This window comes from Oscillatoria salina IIICB1, assembly GCF_020144665.1.
Taxonomy (GTDB): domain Bacteria; phylum Cyanobacteriota; class Cyanobacteriia; order Cyanobacteriales; family SIO1D9; genus IIICB1.
The window spans coordinates 1-18,097 of the sequence record NZ_JAAHBQ010000094.1 but is presented as its reverse complement, the minus strand read 5'-3'; the positions used below and the strand labels follow the sequence as shown (position 1 = coordinate 18,097).

21 protein-coding genes are annotated in these 18,097 nt (G+C 40.4%); 10 read left to right on the top strand and 11 right to left on the bottom strand.

Annotated elements, in window-relative coordinates:
- The first annotated feature begins 61 nt into the window (after positions 1–61).
- Complete coding sequence (locus G3T18_RS21720) at positions 62–583, top strand: GNAT family N-acetyltransferase (RefSeq protein ID WP_224412688.1); 522 nt, start codon at positions 62–64, stop codon at positions 581–583.
- Positions 584–617: 34 nt separating this feature from the next.
- Here the strand turns inward: G3T18_RS21720 and G3T18_RS21715 are convergent, their stop codons facing one another.
- The gene (locus tag G3T18_RS21715; RefSeq protein WP_224412687.1) at positions 618–1,067 is read right to left on the bottom strand and encodes a helix-turn-helix domain-containing protein; all 450 of its coding nucleotides are present in this window, start codon (positions 1,065–1,067) and stop codon (positions 618–620) included.
- A gap of 143 nt (positions 1,068–1,210) precedes the next feature.
- Between G3T18_RS21715 and G3T18_RS21710 the strand changes: the two genes are divergently transcribed.
- Both G3T18_RS21710 and G3T18_RS21705 read left to right on the top strand, forming a co-directional pair.
- On the top strand, positions 1,211–1,489 hold the full coding sequence (locus tag G3T18_RS21710; RefSeq protein ID WP_224412686.1) for a hypothetical protein: 279 nt from the start codon (positions 1,211–1,213) through the stop codon (positions 1,487–1,489).
- Between the two features lie 50 nt (positions 1,490–1,539).
- A complete protein-coding gene (locus tag G3T18_RS21705; RefSeq protein ID WP_224412685.1) occupies positions 1,540–1,683 on the top strand; it encodes a hypothetical protein in 144 nt (47 codons plus the stop codon).
- A gap of 38 nt (positions 1,684–1,721) precedes the next feature.
- Here G3T18_RS21705 and plsY read toward each other — a convergent pair whose 3' ends face one another.
- The 3 genes from plsY to G3T18_RS21690 form a co-directional block, all read right to left on the bottom strand.
- Positions 1,722–2,381 (bottom strand): glycerol-3-phosphate 1-O-acyltransferase PlsY, encoded by a 660-nt coding sequence (gene plsY, locus G3T18_RS21700; RefSeq protein ID WP_224412684.1) that lies wholly within the window; start codon positions 2,379–2,381, stop codon positions 1,722–1,724.
- Between the two features lie 140 nt (positions 2,382–2,521).
- Positions 2,522–3,796 (bottom strand): DUF3086 domain-containing protein, encoded by a 1,275-nt coding sequence (locus tag G3T18_RS21695; protein WP_318014018.1) that lies wholly within the window; start codon positions 3,794–3,796, stop codon positions 2,522–2,524.
- 257 nt (positions 3,797–4,053) lie between these two features.
- Complete coding sequence (locus tag G3T18_RS21690; protein ID WP_263480535.1) at positions 4,054–4,494, bottom strand: DUF3119 family protein; 441 nt, start codon at positions 4,492–4,494, stop codon at positions 4,054–4,056.
- 329 nt (positions 4,495–4,823) lie between these two features.
- On the opposite strand from G3T18_RS21690, the gene G3T18_RS21685 reads away from it, so the two are divergent.
- Positions 4,824–5,213, top strand: coding sequence for a hypothetical protein (locus G3T18_RS21685; RefSeq protein WP_224412682.1), 390 nt, complete (start codon positions 4,824–4,826; stop codon positions 5,211–5,213).
- Positions 5,214–5,503: 290 nt separating this feature from the next.
- Here the strand turns inward: G3T18_RS21685 and G3T18_RS21680 are convergent, their stop codons facing one another.
- From G3T18_RS21680 to G3T18_RS21665, 4 genes are all read right to left on the bottom strand, one after another.
- A complete protein-coding gene (locus G3T18_RS21680) occupies positions 5,504–5,746 on the bottom strand; it encodes a DUF4327 family protein (RefSeq protein WP_224412681.1) in 243 nt (80 codons plus the stop codon).
- Positions 5,747–6,017: 271 nt separating this feature from the next.
- Positions 6,018–7,592, bottom strand: coding sequence for a glycoside hydrolase family 3 N-terminal domain-containing protein (locus G3T18_RS21675; protein ID WP_224412680.1), 1,575 nt, complete (start codon positions 7,590–7,592; stop codon positions 6,018–6,020).
- Between the two features lie 20 nt (positions 7,593–7,612).
- A complete protein-coding gene (rbfA, locus tag G3T18_RS21670) occupies positions 7,613–8,014 on the bottom strand; it encodes a 30S ribosome-binding factor RbfA (RefSeq protein WP_224412679.1) in 402 nt (133 codons plus the stop codon).
- Positions 8,015–8,069: 55 nt separating this feature from the next.
- Positions 8,070–8,273, bottom strand: a complete 204-nt coding sequence (locus G3T18_RS21665; RefSeq protein WP_224412678.1) for a DUF751 family protein — start codon at positions 8,271–8,273, stop codon at positions 8,070–8,072.
- A gap of 343 nt (positions 8,274–8,616) precedes the next feature.
- Between G3T18_RS21665 and G3T18_RS21660 the strand changes: the two genes are divergently transcribed.
- Complete coding sequence (locus G3T18_RS21660; protein ID WP_224412677.1) at positions 8,617–9,444, top strand: DNA adenine methylase; 828 nt, start codon at positions 8,617–8,619, stop codon at positions 9,442–9,444.
- On the opposite strand, the gene G3T18_RS21655 is transcribed toward G3T18_RS21660, so the two are convergent.
- Positions 9,441–9,689: a PD-(D/E)XK nuclease superfamily protein gene (locus tag G3T18_RS21655; RefSeq protein WP_224412676.1), complete on the bottom strand. Its 249-nt coding sequence runs from the start codon at positions 9,687–9,689 to the stop codon at positions 9,441–9,443. The two genes, G3T18_RS21660 and G3T18_RS21655, sit on opposite strands and share 4 nt — an antisense overlap.
- A gap of 268 nt (positions 9,690–9,957) precedes the next feature.
- Here G3T18_RS21655 and G3T18_RS21650 point away from each other — a divergent pair, with 268 nt between their 5' ends.
- On the top strand, positions 9,958–10,737 hold the full coding sequence (locus G3T18_RS21650; RefSeq protein ID WP_224412675.1) for a sulfite exporter TauE/SafE family protein: 780 nt from the start codon (positions 9,958–9,960) through the stop codon (positions 10,735–10,737).
- A gap of 77 nt (positions 10,738–10,814) precedes the next feature.
- Complete coding sequence (locus G3T18_RS21645; protein ID WP_224412674.1) at positions 10,815–11,480, top strand: SOS response-associated peptidase; 666 nt, start codon at positions 10,815–10,817, stop codon at positions 11,478–11,480.
- A 431-nt stretch (positions 11,481–11,911) separates the two neighbouring features.
- Here G3T18_RS21645 and G3T18_RS21640 read toward each other — a convergent pair whose 3' ends face one another.
- On the bottom strand, positions 11,912–12,607 hold the full coding sequence (locus tag G3T18_RS21640; RefSeq protein ID WP_224412673.1) for a TPM domain-containing protein: 696 nt from the start codon (positions 12,605–12,607) through the stop codon (positions 11,912–11,914).
- 100 nt (positions 12,608–12,707) lie between these two features.
- On the opposite strand from G3T18_RS21640, the gene G3T18_RS21635 reads away from it, so the two are divergent.
- The gene (locus tag G3T18_RS21635) at positions 12,708–13,892 is read left to right on the top strand and encodes a M20 family metallopeptidase (protein ID WP_224412672.1); all 1,185 of its coding nucleotides are present in this window, start codon (positions 12,708–12,710) and stop codon (positions 13,890–13,892) included.
- A 105-nt stretch (positions 13,893–13,997) separates the two neighbouring features.
- Positions 13,998–14,252 carry a hypothetical protein gene (locus tag G3T18_RS21630; RefSeq protein WP_224412671.1) on the top strand — a complete coding sequence of 85 codons (255 nt, stop codon included), beginning with the start codon at positions 13,998–14,000 and terminating at the stop codon, positions 14,250–14,252.
- Between the two features lie 238 nt (positions 14,253–14,490).
- Here the strand turns inward: G3T18_RS21630 and mgtE are convergent, their stop codons facing one another.
- Positions 14,491–15,888: a magnesium transporter gene (mgtE, locus tag G3T18_RS21625; RefSeq protein ID WP_397333983.1), complete on the bottom strand. Its 1,398-nt coding sequence runs from the start codon at positions 15,886–15,888 to the stop codon at positions 14,491–14,493.
- Positions 15,889–16,155: 267 nt separating this feature from the next.
- Between mgtE and G3T18_RS21620 the strand changes: the two genes are divergently transcribed.
- Complete coding sequence (locus G3T18_RS21620; RefSeq protein WP_224412669.1) at positions 16,156–17,790, top strand: metallophosphoesterase family protein; 1,635 nt, start codon at positions 16,156–16,158, stop codon at positions 17,788–17,790.
- Positions 17,791–18,097: the final 307 nt, after the last annotated feature.

The window sequence follows — 18,097 nt, the reverse complement described above, 5'->3', positions numbered from 1 at the left end:
ACCAGATCGAAAGGAACTTTGAGCAAATCAAGGCGATCGCGGAATTTTTGAGGATTCATCAATGAAACTCCCTTTGCCAATACGAACTAAACGATTAGTGATTCGTCAGTTTTTAGTGAAGGATTTACCAGCTTATTTAGAATTTATGCTCGATCTAGATTCAACTAAATATCTGGCTTTCACTGACGAGCAAAAAACTGAGCAAGGAGCAACGGATCTCTTCAATTTCGTAACCTCATCTTATAATTCAGATAATATCGTTCATGCTTACGCGATCGCCCTAGCAGAATCAGACAAATATATCGGTTCTTGCGGTTTTTCGCCTTACGAAAATAAAATTTATGAATGTTATTACAGTATTAATTCTCAGTATCGACGTCAAGGCTACGCAGTAGAAGCAATGACAGCACTTTTTCAGGCGTTGTCAGCCTTGGGAGAAATTGCCGAAATTCGTGCTTATTCCAGCGAAGAAAATCTTCCCAGCCTCAATTTAGCGCAAAAACTAGGTATGAAATATCAAGGTAAAGCAGTTCACGCTCATTCCGGATTAGCTGGTGTAGTTTACAGTCTTGAATTTAATTAATAATAGTAGGAAAAATTATAACTTTGCGGCTAACCTACTCTAACTCACTCAGCAATTTTTCTTGTAAAGCCTGACACTTTGCCGCCAGAGGGATATCTAACTCAGTAGCAATTGCTAAAGCTTTGTTACAGTAGTCAAGAGCAAGAGTGGGATTGTTTAATTCGAGGTGAAGTTCTGCTAATCTTAAAAGTAATTCGCATACTTGAGAAGCAGAGAAATTTACTCGAAGAGAGGACTTTTCTGAAACAGGATTATATTCGCGATCGATAGGTTGAGTAATTTGGCGCTTGTCTAACCCTAAAGTTTCGCAAATTTCCTCAAACTTAGAGATCGAAACAGGTTTACTATTAACAAAATTACTAACTGTCGAGCGAGATACCCCCAAACTTGCCGCTAGATAGCCCTGAGGAAGAAATCCATTACGCTGTATAGCCGAGAGAATCTCTTCCTTGCGATCGGGGTGAACTTTAACAGATCGAGGCATAAAATAATCTGCTTAGTATGCTTGGCGATCTTATCTAAAATCGTCTCTGTTTCTATTTTAAGTGAAAATTCTTTCTCAACTCAGACATGAACTCAGTCACTAATTTGTAATGATAGTAGGAGTGTCCTTTTAGAGCTTGCATCATGCTAGTTACTGCTAAAGATATAGAAAAATTAATTGAGGAAGCCAAGGCTAGTGGTGCTGCTCCTGCTGAGATTGAAGAATTACAAGACCACTTGAGTGAGATTAAATCAGGAGCATTGTACAGTAAAACCGAAGCTACTTTTATGTTTGAAGAAACTAAAAGTGATGGTAGCAGGGTTATTCGTTTATCAACTTCTCCAATGTCGGTGGAGGAGGATGACGATGACTTTGAGGGAGTTACCTTGAAACCCATCAAACGTCGTACATCAACGAAGTAATAACTAAATTTAAGAACAGGATATAATTGAAACTGTCTAGCAAATGAATTTTGAAATTGCTAGGCAGTTTAATTTTTAATCAAAAACCTTATAACGAAAATCATAAAATTGTTAATCATCGCGATGTTCAACTTGCATTACCTCACCAGGAAGTGCAAAAATACATCGAAAATCTCAAAAATAAGTTTGATTGAAAAATGAGAATAAACAGTTGAATTTATGGTAAATTAGGTTATTCTTGTTGTAATTTTTCTCCGATCGCTGGTTCGGTTCCTTTCCATAAACGTTCGATATTGGTACGATGTCGCCAAATCACGTAAATTCCGGCGAATAAAGCAAATAACTTGTAAGGTAAGGGTTGTGCGAGGGCAATCATGAAAATATTAACTGCGATCGCACCCGCAATTGAACTTAAGGAGACAATTCTAAATACTAATAAGAAAATCCCAAAAACTGCGACTGTTCCCAAAGCGACGAGAGGATTCATTACTAATAAAACACCTAAACTAGATGCTACGGATTTCCCACCAGTAAAATTTAAGAAAAGTGATTTACTGTGACCGAAAATTGCCGCGATCGCTACTGCTGCAACTAACCACGATTCCCAATTTCCAGGTAAAATAGGCTCTAAGATCGGAGCAGAGATAAAAGCATAAATTCCCTTAACTAACAACAGAGGAACTATCGCTTTCAGCAAATCCGATAATAACACGACAACTGCTGCTGTTTTCCCTACTGTCCGTAAAACATTAGTTGCTCCCGTAGAACCAGATCCCTCTTCTCGAATATCGATTCCTTTTAACCAACGTCCTGCTAAATAGCCACTGGGAATTGAACCTAATAAATAAGCGACTAAGATTAGTAATCCACTAATTAAAAATGAGCTTGACATAACTATTTTCCCATCGCCTCAATCTCTCATGAGGCAAAAATTTATTTACATGGGCATTTTAGCAGTGAGGCGACCTCAAAAGGAAACTGAATTGATAGAGACGTTCCCGAAAACGCCTCTACCACAGCATCAAGTTTTCCTCAATACATATAAGTAGACATTTGCTGGGGATCGGAAGCAAAAGCTAACCACAGAGGAAATTGTAGTAAAGCTAAATTAATTACTTCCTCAGCTTCATCGACGATAATCAAAGGTAATTGTTTTTGTTCGAGTAAGCGATCTGCTTTTTGCACCAATGCTTCGGGATACTCAAACAAAACTACTCCTCTTTCGGGTCCAAAGTCACTACGAGAAATACCCAAACAATCTTGTAAACCTCTACGCCATTCTCCCAAACGTTCGGGAGTATTTGCTAATACCAAAGTTCGCACGCGATCGCCGTACATATTTCTCATGACAGAAACGATCGCCGAAGCTAGTAAAATATTCTGTAAGCGACTCCCCAACGATTCGAGCGCACCTCGTCCTCCTTGGGTGAAAAACCAAGTTGAAACTTTCTCTGCGTGGATTGGTTCAAAAGTGCGGCGCAATTGCCACGGCGGACCATAATAATCTGGTAAAGTGCGATATTGGTCGAGAATACTGCGAATTTGTCGAGTTTGGTCTTGAAAAGCTTGTTCCGCAAAAGCCGGAGTCGTTGCGGGATCGCGATTTGTTGCTGCGGGAGATGCTTCTTGTCGAGAGGTTTCCCAAGCTTCATAAGCTTCATAAGTTGGAAGTTCTAATTGTTCCGCAGCCGCCGCTAAATCTTGTAAACTACCGACTAAATAATCTTTAAAACCTTGGACGCGAATCGCTAAATCTTGGGACACTCCAGCGAAACTGGTACGCATTTCCTCGCGAATGCGATCGCGACGACGTTCGAGTTGTTCTACGGATATTTCTAAAGCTTGCTTCCTTCTTTCTAGTTCCTCTAAACCTTCTCTAACCATTCTTTCTAAGGTTCCTCCTATTTCCGTTACTTGCTCGGAAAGGAGTTTGTTTTTGCTTGCTTGCAGGTTAATAATTTCTGTTTCTAAGTTTTCTTTTTGACGCTTTAATTCAGCAACTTCTTGTTTGATTTTGTCTCGCTCTTGACTTTCGTCTGCTTTTGTGAATTCAGTTTTTGATTCAGTCGATTCTGTAGTTAATTCTTCTGTAGCTGAAGGATTTTTTTCTGGTACGTTCGCAGAATTTTCAGCCGTTTCTCCTTCGCCTAATTTTAGTTGTAAAGGTAACTTATTTTCTGCCGATTTATTTGATGCAGTAGCAGCACTATTTTCTCGCTCGGCAACAACTTCGTCAATATTTTCCCGCTCCAAATTTGCGGCAATTTCCACCTGAGTTTCTGATTGAGAATTTTCTTTTAACTGCATTTCATCTGAAATTTTTTCTTCGGCAGATCTAGATTTATTTGAGGGATTTTCCCCTGCTAAATTTTTAGCACCCTTAAGGTTAGTCGCTTCATCTAACTTATCTGCTGCTTTTGATTCATCTACTTGTGGAGAAACTGAATCTTGCTTTTTGTTTTGCGCTTCGTCTGAATTCATTTATAAACTCAATCTCAAAACTAACGAAAGTATAACTGGTATTGACTCGAAAAATTTCTTGGCTTCCTGCTTAGACAAATCATTCACTCTTGATAAGGGCAGTATTTTTCCAAGCAAGTTTTTAACATTTTAGCATCAAAAATAATTGGTAAAAAGTGAATACTATTAACTTCTCGAAAATAAAACAAAATTGGGACTTTAGGAAAGAAAATACGCCAATTCATCCATTCTGAATAAGGAAAGTGTCGAATTAATTTTTCGGAGCGATAGACATCTAAAGCGGAGTCAGTAAATTTTAGTCGAATACTGACAGTTTGGAAGCTTAGGAAAAGTCCAAACACCGCGATCGCGAATGCTACCCAAGGTTGCACCAATAGCAATGGAATTGAAACTACTACCAGCACGAGTGGTATTCTGTAGCTTGGTGAAAGTTCGATTGTTTTTTCTGTCACCGTAGAAGATTCAGCAATAGTCACGCTAATAAAAACCTCTTTTGCTCTATTTGCTTTATACTTGCTTACCATTTTATCGGTATGTGCCAATAAGCGCCGATCTAGTCTGTGTCGATCGAGAAATTAGTCAATCTTATACGTGGTAATTTATCTCCGGCTAAGTCCGATCTGCGGTATAAGGGGAGATGAATTGCGAACTAGGCGAGAATTCTCCTCAAAATGCCCATTTAACTATACTGGTAGGGAAACTTTACTATACAATATCTGGCAGGAGCGCACTGACTTATTCGTTTTCTACTCATTGATTAGCGATACTTAAACAAAAATAAAACCTAATAATCTTTGATTTATCGTCAAAGAATCTCAATAATGTATCCTAAATATTTAGCTATTTTTACGGCATGAACTCTAATAACTTTCTGGAATTGCTGCAAAAAGGATTTCTCGCTACTGTGGGAGCGACGGCTTCTGCGATCGAAACTTGGCAAGATGAACATCAACGAGAAGCGATTTTAAGCCAATTGAGTAACCAATTGGAGCAAAAAGTTCGAGAGTGGACGGAAAAGGGTAAGCTGACTGAGCAAGAAGCGCGGAAAATTATCGATGGGTTATTCAATCGCCAATCTAGCTCTACTGCTACTACGGAAACTACTCCGATGAGTAAAAATGTCCCGATTAAGACGGAAGTTGGCGATCCGCAAGTTGATGCTGAGTTGCGATCGCTGATTGAGCAAATTGTCGCTTTGAGGACGGAGTTGGAAAATTTGCGTAGTGGAGATCCGAGTAAATAGTCGCTTATTTCTCAACATTCTTTACAAAAATAAATAATTTCTGGGTGCGATTTGTCAAGATTCTCTGATAAAATTACTAAGGTTGTGTAACAAAAGACTAATTACTGACTTAAATTTGTGAAGTCAGCGAGCAAGCAAGATGGAGATTGACTGAGAGAGATTTAGCTGGGAAAGAATTCTTAATAGCTAAAACGCCATCAAAGTAAAGAGTTTTGGAGCGAGGTTTAATTCTGAAACCGTTACGTTGATGGCGCTAACTAAAATTTATCTTTTGTTCAACTATCTTCCTCTCAGTCGTTTTCCCAATGTTCCGAACCAATCAAATCGCCAATGCGATCGCGCAGTAAATATTCGCATTGCTCTAGCTCGCACTCGACGCAAACCCACTCACGGGCGGGAATATACTTACATAGTACATAGATCGGCTGCTGGCGGCTAATATTTCCTTTTTCCACCAATTGACGAGCCTCGTCGCGGATATTATCGATCGAGTATTGTTTGGTGGGGATAGATGGTAATGTTTTAACGCTCATGGGATTGACCTGATAACTAACTGGGCTTAAGACTAATATAATCGAACATTCACTAGTCAAAGAAGTGACACTCTTCAGTATACAAAGTTACAATTTTTTTTTCTAGGCTGATAATAATTACAAAACATTTCTTTTTTTGAACACTACTCTAAGATAGATGTAGAAATGTGTTAGAGTTCATCAAGCTGAAACCATTGCGGCTCTTGCTTTGACCATAGCAGCCGCAAGTTATCTGGATGTAAACAACTACTCATCTATCGATTTAAAAATCTTATACGAAGTTTTGTAAATCAGTATCAGTGGATTTCGGGCTACCGAAGATCGCTTGACAGGAGCTTTCTTGGGCTGCTGGCATTTGTCCGTAGGAGAAAATCCAAGGTAAATCAGTAGGTATTAGCTCTTTATACCAGTCCAAGATATATTTACTACCGTAAATTAATAATCCCGTGAGTTTACCCGAGTTTAATAATGTCTTAATGAAGGTGGTTGCTTCTGATGTTAATTCCAGAGTGCCGCGAAAGGGATTGCCGCGCCAAAAAATTTGTAATAACGTTGGTCTAGGGTCATTATCAGCAGCCAGGAGGTTATTCAGCTCGATTAGTTGTAATTCGTAGCCGAATTGAGCGGGAATTGTCACAGCCGGAGCGTTAAGGCTGATAAAGTCGCTTTTTAGCAATTCAGGGACAAAAATTAAATTGCGTCCTTTGTCGTGGCTGCTAGAAGTTACTGACGGTACGTTTGCCGGGAGGTTGCACCTCATTGATTCCGTTAAAATTCCTTCAACTGCTGCTTCGGCGACGGGTTGAGCAAGTTGAGAGAGAAAGTCTGAAGTGGGGGAGTGAGAAACTTTACTTTTAGCTTGAGCGATTCGTTGCAGGGAAAGCTCAATTCGCTCTTGAGAGATACGTCCCGATTGTACCGCATCGTAGACCGCCTCGATCGCCACTTCTGGGTCGGGAGGCATCAGGATAATATCTGCACCTGCGGCGATCGCCAAGACAGCCAATTCTCCGGGATCGGCATATTGAGCGATCCCACCCATAATTAAAGCATCAGTAACAATTAGTTTGTCAAATCCGAGTTGCTGCCTAAGTTTTCCCGTCAAAATAGCTTCTGACACCGTAGCTGGGTATTGAGCATCCCAAACCGGAATTAACAAATGAGCAGTCATTACCGAGTCTACACCCGCAGCGATCGCCGCCGCAAAGGGTGGTAACTCCACTGCTTGCAGACGAGAATCCGAGTGAGGTAAAACTGGTAAAGCTAAATGAGAATCTGTAGCGGTATCTCCATGACCGGGAAAATGTTTTGCCGCAGTTAAAATCGGATATGGCTGCGTACCTTGAATAAAAGCTGTAGCTAACTTACTCACCACTTCCGGAGATTCGCCAAAAGCCCGAACATTAATTACCGGGTTATAGGGGTTATTGTTCACATCCACAACCGGAGCTAAAATCCAGTTAATCCCCACAGCCAAAGCTTCCTGCGCCGTAATTGCGCCCATTTCGCGAGCATATTTTTCCGCCAGAGGGAGATTATTTTTCGCTATTTGGGCGATCGCCATTGGTGGAGGAAACCAAGTCGCCCCCTCAAAACGTTGTCCGACTCCTTCCTCAATATCAGCCGCGATTAGCAAAGGATTTTTCGCCCAACCTTGTAACTGCTGGACGCGCAAACTCAACTCGGCTGCACTAGCACCGAGTAAAATTACTCCACCAATGTGCAAATTTTCGATCCAATTTTTTAACTGAGTAGTTGTCGCTTCCCACATCGGATAGCGACGCTGGCGATCGAACAAATGACCTGATGCGCGGACAACGATCGTTTGTCCGATCTGTTCTTTCAAGGAGAGTTCACTTAGAGGCTTCAAATACCATTTTCCTCATAATCATCCACAGGAATATCTTGGTCTTGACGTTCGGAGGAAATTTTATTTAACAAAGCCACCATGCGATCGCCTCTTTCGAGGGAAGCATCTTCGAGAAACACCACTTCCGGCGTTCTCCGCAGTCGCATTCGTTGACCAAGTTGACGACGGACAAAAGCCGTAGACGACTTCAAACCCTCCATCGTCTCCGCTTTTGCTTCATCAGTACCATAGATACTGACAAAGATTTTCGCGTGTTGAAGATCGCCAGAAACATCAACATCAGTAATGCTAACCATTCCAGCACCGACGCGATCGTCTTTAATTTCATTCATCAGCATTTGGCTGACTTCGCGTTTAATTTGCGAGGAAACGCGAGAAACTCTCCGGTTGTTAGCCATAATTATCGCCCCCTTTGCTAGACAGTACGGGCTTTGAGAAAAATCTCAATCTTGATTAAACTACAGACATTCCTAGCATCGCTCGTAGGGTAAAAAAGATAAAGGCGAAACCCGAAATGAGAACACCAATCAAAGCTGTTGCAGTTACTGGTTGCTTCAACAGAGGTTTGACGCGATCGTACAGCGCGAAGAAGATACCCAACGTAATCGTAATCAAGTAACGAGGGTAGCGAGAGATATTATCCCAAAAATCGTCCATTTTCCTTAGCTTTGATTATTTACTTCTTGAGCTAGTAACACTTACGAGCTACTTCGACAACCGAGACTCAAACAGCGATCTGCTCACCAACTCTACTTAACTTATGTTACAACCTTTGTGACATCTCCCACTCTGAATTAAAAATTACAGAGTGGGCTTCCAATCATCACTGACTGAATTTCCTACTTCTACGAAGATAAACTGATAATACCAATTTGCTCTGGCTCTGCTACAAATGAGTCTAGCTAGAGCAAAGCTTACGGGTTCATATTCTGTAGTGCTAATTTAGCAAAACTGTTCACTAGTAACTGATTTCCCAATCCCTAATACCTAATCCCCAACAATGACAACTTACTCTCGCACTCAACTACCACGTCCCTTTCTCAAGTGGGCTGGTGGCAAAAGCAAGCTGATTTCACAGTATTTACCATACATTCCGAAATTTAACAACTACTTTGAGCCTTTTTTAGGTGGTGGAGCGTTATTTTTCTATTTACAACCAAAAAAAGCATTTTTGTCGGATATCAACGAAGAACTAATCAACGTCTACTGTTGCGTGCGCGATCGCCCCGAAGAACTCCTTACCCATCTTAAAACACATCAAGCCCAACACGATCGCCACTACTACTACCAAATTCGTGCTACTTCACCACAGACTAACATCGCACGCGCCGCTCGTTTTATCTACCTCAACAAAACTTGCTTTAACGGTTTATATCGGGAAAATTCTCAAGGTAAATTTAACGTTCCCATCGGTAGATATAAAAATCCGAAAATTTATCAACCCGAACTTTTATTTGCTGCTTCCAAAGCATTACAAAACCAACAAATCAAGCATTGCAGCTTTGAAAATATCTTAACTCATGCCCAAACCAGCAATGATTTTGTCTACTTCGATCCTCCTTATTATCCCCTCAGTTCAACCAGTTCTTTTACCAACTACAGTCGCCATTCTTTCGCCCAAGCGGAACAAATCAAACTACAACAAATTTGTCAGCAACTCACCCAACGAGGTGTAAAAGTTATGCTTTCTAATTCTGACTGCGATTTTATTCGCCAACTTTACAGCAACAGTCAATTTAAACTTATCGAAATTTCGGCTGGTCGTGCGATCAACTCCAAAGCTCAAAGACGCGGCAAAATTACCGAATTGTTAATCATTTCTTACTAAAAATTATTATTTGCCCAAACTACAAAATCTGTCAAACCATAAACACCCAAAAGATTTTTATTGCTGACCACTTGCCTTTTTAACCACTTAATTGCTCCCGGTTTCATTCCACCTCCATCTATGACAAAAATAGCTGGTGCGGGATAACAATTTTGAATATTGAGATTCACATCAGGTAACTTTTCATCCACCGAACCAGCACTCTGCTGCCACTTACATTCAAGAATTAATCCTTGGGGAACCATACTAACTCCTATAATCTAAAAATCTACATAAATTTCTGTATAATAGATGCCATTTCCCATAAAAAACTGTCTTGCAGACCTTTTTTGCAATAAACTAGCTTTGGACAAACAGTTTCGGCGTTACTTTTTGGATACATCAGTACCAACTCGATAATATCCAGGTGTTTGCAAAATACTTTGGATCGTATTTTCTAACACATTATAGGAAGTAACAGCCCTGCTGCCTTGAGACATGAATTATTACCCTCGAAAAAGGAATTTTATCTCTATGATTGCAGATAATTGGTGGCTACTGAGTATTGGTGGATTAATTTCTGGACTTTTAGCCGGATTATTAGGAATTGGTGGTGGTACAGTTTTAGTACCTTTGTTAGTTACTTTGGGCTATGTTTACGATAGTTCAGTAGGAACGAGTTCCTTAGCAATTGTTTTAACTTCTTTTTCCGGTACAATTCAAAATTGGCGCATGGGAAATATCGATTTACAACGCTTAATTTATTTGGGTTTACCTGCAATTTTTACCGCTCAATTTGGCGCTTGGTTAGTCGAACAATTACCAAATTATTTTAAAGAAGCAGCTTTTGGTGTTTTGCTTTTAATTAATATTTTTTTAATTGGGCTTAAAAAACGCCTCATGGATAACGAAAATGGAGAAATAGACCAAAAATTAAACCCAACTGTGGCGCGTATAGTTACGGGTGCGCTTGCTGGTTTATTAGCAGGGTTATTTGGTGTTGGTGGTGGAGTAATTTTGGTTCCTTTGCAAATGTTATTGCTAGGAGAAAGAATTAAAGTAGCTATTCAAACCAGCCTTGGTGTTGTAGGTATTACATCGATTTCGGCTGCTGCTGGACACGCTACTCAGGGGAATGTTTTATTTTGGGTGGGAATTATTCTCGGAGTTGGTGGCTTAATTGGAGCGCAATTTAGTACCCGTTTTTTACCGCAAATTCCCGATCGATGGGTGAGTTTACTTTTCCGTGTTTTATTGGTTAGCTTGGCGATTTATTTCTTTTGGCGAGCTTGGCATAGTTATCAAGGAGCATGAAAAATTTAAAAGGATTTTTGAGTTGATTTTATGTTAAAATTATTGGCAAGATAGTTGTTTAGATAGCAGATAATTATATGTGTGGAAGGTTTACGCAAATAAGTTCAGCAGCCACTATTGCTCAAGCTTTTAAGGTAAGCAATGTACCTCTTCAGCAACTACGTTATAATGTTGCTCCGACTCAATCAGTAGCAACAGTTAAATTAGCAGAAAAACGTCAATTTGCGATGCTTCGTTGGGGTTTGATTCCCTTTTGGGCAAAGGATGCTAAAATTGGCGCAAAATTAATTAATGCGCGGGCGGAAACTGTGGCGGAAAAGTCCTCTTTTCGCAGTGCTTTTAAGCAACGTCGTTGTTTAATTGTGGCTGATGGTTTTTATGAGTGGCAGAAACAAAATAATCAGAAGCAGCCTTTTTATATTCTGATGAAAGATGAGCAACCTTTTGCTTTTGCTGGTTTGTGGGAGCAATGGCAAAAATCAGACAAGGAAGTTATTGAGTCTTGTACGTTACTGACAACTGATGCTAATGAATTGATGAAGCCTATTCATCAGCGAATGCCTGTTATTTTAGCACCAGAAGATTATGATTTGTGGCTAGATCCAGAGGTGAAAGAGGCAAGTAAGTTACAGCCGTTGTTAAAGCCTTATAATTCTGAAGTAATGACTGCTTATCCGGTTAGTACACAGGTAAATAATCCTCGTCATGATACTCCAGAATGTATTGAAGAAATTGCCGATTAGCTTTATGTAAAAATGGCTTGGGAAAATTGTTAAACTGTCACGCATTTAGATTGAAGATTAGTAGCGACTTGGAAAATTGGAGATTATATCATTTACATAAACTAATGCTACAAACACCGATCTGTAGAGACGTTGCATGCAACGTCTCTACATAATTTAATGTAGTGAAGATAAAGTAAATTGGTATTAGTAGTAAATTGGATAAAACTGGAGATTAGTAGCGACTGTTTAACTTGGATAAAATTGGAGATTAGTAGCGACTGTTTAACTTGGATAAAACTGGAGATTAGTAGCGACTATTTAACTTGGATAAAACTGGAGATTAGTAGCGACTGTTTAACTTGGATAAAACTGGAGATTAGTAGCGACCAAGATGGTCGCACTACAAAGATTTTACATTTACTGATAATAAGTTTTCAATGATGAATATATTACCAACTACCACCAGCACCACCGCCACCACTACTACCACCACCGAAGTCACTACCACTACTACTATTGTTAAAATTAGATAGGGAAAATATTGAAGCTACTATTACCAAAAAAATCTGAAGAATAGATACTAAGGGATTTTTCCAGGTTTGATCTGCTTTATTTAAGCTTCCACCGAGTTTTGTTACTATAGCTTTTGTCCCCGCAATTATTCCCGCGTCGAAATCATTATGCTTAAATTCAGGTAGAATTTGCTTGTCGATAATCTCAGCTACCACAGCATCGGGAAGAATTGCTTCTATACCGTAACCAGTTTCAATTTCGATACGCTTGTCGCCTGACGAAACCAAGAACAAAATACCATTGTCCACATCTCTTTTGCCTATGCCCCAAGTGTTAAATAAATCTGTCGTCAAGGCTTTCGGTGTAGGATAGGGAGTAGTTTCTGGTACTGTCACCACAGCAATTTCTCTACCGTTTCTGAGTTCCAAATCGGAAATCATCTGATTAAGCTGGGTTTCAGCTTTCGGTGTCAGCAAATCAGCCATATCTGTCACCCAACCACCGTAGGTTTGTCGAGGATTAGGTATATCTTGGATCGTTATCGCCCAACTAGGCAAACAAAAAGCCCATACAATGAAAAAAAGAGCGATCGCACTCAATGCGCGTTTGGCTATCCCCGTCCGAAATTCCATGATTCTACCTTGACACAGATGCTCCTAGCTTAACTTCAGCGATCGCAATTTCGCAGCGATCGAGCTACCTTAAGAACAAGTAAAGCCTAGATAAAAGTTAATGCTAACCAAAATCAAAGACTTAGCCGAAACCTTAGCACCTAGATTAATTGAAATTCGCCGCCATATTCACGCCCACCCGGAATTAAGCGGACAAGAAAATCAAACCGCAGCTTATGTAGCTGGTGTACTCTCATCAGTGGGTATCCATGCTGAAGAAGCGGTGGGGAAAACTGGTGTTGTCGGTGAGTTAAAGGGTAGTGACAACAATCATACTGTCGCAATTCGCACCGATATGGATGCTTTACCCATTGAAGAACTCGCTAACGTGGATTTTGCTTCTCGCAAACCGGGAATTATGCACGCTTGCGGTCATGATGTCCATACTACCCTAGGTTTGGGTACAGCGATGGTGCTGGCACAGTTGGGTGAAGAGTTACCGGGAAATGTTCGTTTTATCTTTCAACCCGCCGAAGAAATTGCTCAGGGTGCTAACTGGATGGTTCGAGAAGGCGTGATGAAGGATGTTAAGGCAATTTTTGGCGTTCACGTCTTTCCGTCGATTCCAGGGCGTTCTGTGGGGGTTCGCTATGGGGTGCTGACAGCCGCAGCCGACGATCTAGAAATCTCAATTCAAGGAGAATCTGGACATGGTGCGCGTCCCCATGAAGCGGTTGATGCGATTTGGATTGCTTCTCAAGTAATTACGAGTTTACAACAAGCAATTAGCCGCACTCACAATCCTTTGCGTCCGATGGTTTTGACGATTGGTAAAATTAGTGGTGGACGTGCGCCAAATGCGATCGCCGATCGCGTTCATCTCGCGGGTACGGTACGCAGTTTGCATCCGGAAACTCACGCTAATTTGCCAGAATGGATTGAAAAAATTATTGCGAATATTTGCGATACTTACGGCGCTAAGTACGAATTCAATTATCGTCGCGGTACGCCTTCGGTGCAAAATGATGCGTTTTTGACGCAAATTGTCGAAGAAGCAGCTAGGGAAGCTTGGGGTGGCGATCGCGTGCAAATTCTTAACGAGCCTTCTTTAGGTGCAGAAGACTTTGCTATGTACCTCGAACACGCTCCTGGGACGATGTTTCGCCTTGGTGTCGGTTTTGAGGATAAACCGAATTTTCCTTTGCATCACCCCCAGTTTCAGGTGAATGAAGCGGCGATCGTTACTGGTGTGGTTACTCTGGCTTACTCTACTTACAAATATTGGCAAAAATTACTCGCTGATTAAATTTCTTTCTCAAGAAAGAGCAATTTTCAATCGCGTTTCGCTAAGATGTTATTAACTAATCTTTATAGCAGTAAATGCTTGTTTACGGAGAATTATTAATTGCTTATGGCAGCATCCGAACCACTAACTGGAACCGATCTCATTGATTGCGCGAAAGCTAATGCTAATCAAGGTATTGAAACTGCTGCCAAGCAGTGTGGCTATGGTGACGATCTCAGTCGCTTTCAAACAGCTTTGAAACAAGCTTGTCACGATATTGGCATTGAAATTAGCGAATTAAGCGATCTAATTACTGACCAAGATAATGTTATTAACAAAGGTGGCGTGAAAGTTGCTCCCGATACACCATCGAGTCTTTAAATTAATTAGGTTTGCTCGCTCTTTTGTTGGAGATATTTCTGCAAAGGGCGAGCAATATTTTTCAGTTTCGCTTGACTTTTTGGGTTAAAACTGAGATAATTTCTTTATAATGGAAATCCGTGCAAAAATATTTAGCTTTAAATAATCCCATTATACTGAAAAGTATAATAACAAAAAACATCACAATTGACAACTAATAATCTGTGTTTATCCGCGTTTATCCGTGGTTCTAAAACTTTTAAAGACCCAAAACCATACGAGCGATATTAAAGTAAATCAAGACCCCCAAAACATCAACCGCAGTAGTAATAAAAGGAGCGGACATCAAAGCCGGATCGAGACCGAGAGTGCGGAACAAAAAAGGTAAAGCCGAACCAGCCACAGAAGCCAAAAGCGCGATCGCTATTAAACTCGATCCCACCGCTACAGCAACATAAATATTACCTTGTAACCAATAAGCCCAAAAAGTAGCAACAAAACCCAAAATCGAACCTAACAAAATACCCGCCAAAGCTTCGCGAAAAATCACTTGTCCCGGACCCAAATCGCGAATTTCATCAGTATTTAAACCACGAATCACAACAGTAGAAGACTGTGCGCCGACGTTACCGCCAGTACCAGTTAACAGAGGAATAAACGCCGCCAAAGTAACAACTTGCTGCAAAAGAGACTCTTGAGAACGAATAATCGTACCAGTAACACTATTAGTTAGTAACAAAACAAATAACCAAACTACCCGTTTACGAGCAACAGCAAACAAATTCGTTTGAAAATAATTATCGCGCCCCGATTGAACGCCACCACCAAGAGCATAAATATCTTCAGTAGCTTCTTGTTCTAAAATATCAATAACGTCATCAACAGTAACGACACCAACCAATCTTTGTTCTTTATCAACAACAGGAATAGCCAGCAAATCATAGCGCTGAATCATCCGCGCCACTTCTTCTTGGTCAGTATCAGTATGCACCGAAACCACATCGCGAGTGATAATTTCACCGAGGCTTTTTTCCGGTTCCGAAACTACCAAATCGCGCAAAGAAACAATTCCAGTTAAACGTCTTTGATTGTCAGTTACATAAAGGTAATAAATAATTTCCGAAGTTTGCGCTAAAGAACGAAGACGTTCCAAAGTTTGACCAACAGTTAAACTTTCCTTGAGAGAAACATACTCAGGGGTCATAATCCGCCCCGCAGTATCTTCCTCATAACCGAGTAATAAAGCAGTCGCTTGACGTTCTCCAGGACTTAACTGCGCTAGCAAACGACGGACAATCTTCGCTGGTAACTCATCAAACAACCTCGCGCGATCGTCAGGAGACATTTTATCAACAATATCGATCACCTCTTGACGCTTAAACTCTTGAATTAAAGCTTGTTGTACGGCAGAATCGAGATATTCGTAAACTTCGATCGCTTCATCCTTAGAAAGGAGACGAAACGCGATCGCCTGCATCGACTCTGGTAAACCTTCAATTGCTTCAGCAATATCTACAGGTTGTACAGGAACCAACAGCGCTTTTGCTCCCTGAAGATTTCCTTGTTCGAGTAGCAATTGTAACTGACTGCGTACCAGTTGCCGCAGTTCATTGCGAGAATTAGTTTGTACAGAAGTAAGATTATCAGTCAAGGTCAACCTTCTTGAAAAATTAAGTATATATGCTTGTATTTAGTTTATCGGGAGAGCGATCGCTTACAGTGAACAGTTATCAGTTATCAGTGAACAGTTATCAGTTAGCACGTACCCGCATTTACCAGTCCCCAATCCCCAATCACCAGTCCCCAATCCCCAATCACCAGTCCCCAATCACCAGTCCCCAATCACCAGTCCCCAATCACCAGTCCCCAATCCCCAGTCACCAGTCCCCAATCCCCAGTCCCCAATCACCAATCACCAATTACCATGTCTAAACTCCAACTTTTGAGTGACCCCTTTTTGCAGTTACCCACGGAAACATCAGTAAAAGTGGTTTGGTTTACCGAATTTGTCGGTACTCACCATTTTGTAGAATACGGTCATAAATTAGAAAAAACAGTCATAGCTAGCACAACCGAACTTTCTCATCTAAGAGAAGACCAAGACTCAACAACAGGAAACATTTACCAACAGCTTACCAAGCGTCCAGTTTATCGTCACGAAGCCGAAGTCCAAGGCTTAAATTCCAGCGAGAGACTTCCTTATCGCGTTATCAGCAGCGATCTCGATGGTAACAGCATTAGCAGCAAAATTTTTACTCTTACAGCCAAACCGAAACCGGGAACTCCTCTAAAGATTTTGCTTACTTCCGATCACCAGCTTAAGCCAATGACTACAGCTAACCTACAAAAAGTAGTAGAAACAGTCGGACTTCCTGAAGCAATTTTCTTTGCTGGTGACTTAGTAAATAACCCCGATCGCGCTTCAGAATGGTTTGACGATCGCCAAGGTAATGCCTTTTTTCCTAGTTTACAAGGTCGCGCCGAATATAAGTTAGAGTCAGAAGAGGTAGATGTTATCTATCGAGGTGCAGAACTTATTCAACACACTCCCATGTATACCGCGATCGGTAATCATGAGGTAATGGGACGTTTTTCCAATGAAACCAGTTTAGAAGACCAATTAGATGATGCTTATCCTCGCGCGGCTGCGGCTCAACTTTATGGTAAATCTCTCGATCGAGTTCCTTTTGAATGGTTAAAAACTAATTCTTTTAATACTGATAGCTACGAAGAAATTTTCAGTTTACCTGAAAGTTCTTCTGGTGAAAAAAAATACTACGCTGTTAGCTTTGGCGATGTTCGTTTAGTTGTCTTATTTATTACTTTAATTTGGCGCGAACCCGATCCAGAGCCTGATGAAAAAGGTAGATATTACGAAAGCGAAAAATATTTATCAGATCCAGCTACTTGGGGTTACGGACAGCACATTTTTGAACCAATTTTCAAGGGGAGCAAACAATATTCTTGGTTAGAAAAAGAAGTCAACAGTCCGGAATTCCAACAAGCAAAATATAAAGTGGTAATGTTTCACCATCCACCGCATACTTTAGGTAACGAAGCAATTCCACCTTACACCGATCCTATTCCCCAAATTGAGCGTAATCTAGATAATAGCATCAAATCAGTACGCTATGAATATCCCCAAGAAGCAGATTATTTAATTCGCGATCTTGTCCCCTTATTAGAGTCAGCAGGTACGCAGTTAGTTTTGTACGGACATTCACATTTATGGAACCGTTTTCTTAGCCCTACAGGAACCAATTTTCTAGAAACATCAAATGTCGGAAATAGCTACGGCGCTTATCTTGGCGAAAATAAGCGTTTTGTTCCAGAGGGATTAAATTATCCAGCGACAGGAAACCCCAATGGATTAGAACCCATTGTACCAAATATTGCCCCATTATTAAACGAAGACGGTCAACCTTTACCTTATATCGCCAGTAATGAAATCACTGTATTTAGTATTTTAGATACAGAAAAAGGAACTGTAAGTAGCTATTACTTTAATACTAACTCTCCTTATTCAGATGTAGTAAAATTTGATGAATTAAAATTATAAAGGTAAATATTTTAATTCCATTTGGCTATATTAAAACTTATTTATTTTCTTGACAAAAATAGAAAAATAAGTTAATGTAAGGTAAAATTTTTAGTTGAAATTATCCTCAAGTTTAGGTGACAAGCTAGTAAACAGAAACCGAGATCCTCAAGAGTTAAAAATTATCTCTCAAATCTAAAAATTACCTTGCATTTTCTTGGCGTCTTTGCGTCTTAGGGCGAGAATTAAGCTAACCTAAACGTGAGGAAGAACATGACTTTATATGAAAAATTTGGTGGAAAAGAAGCGATCGCGCAAGTCGTGGATG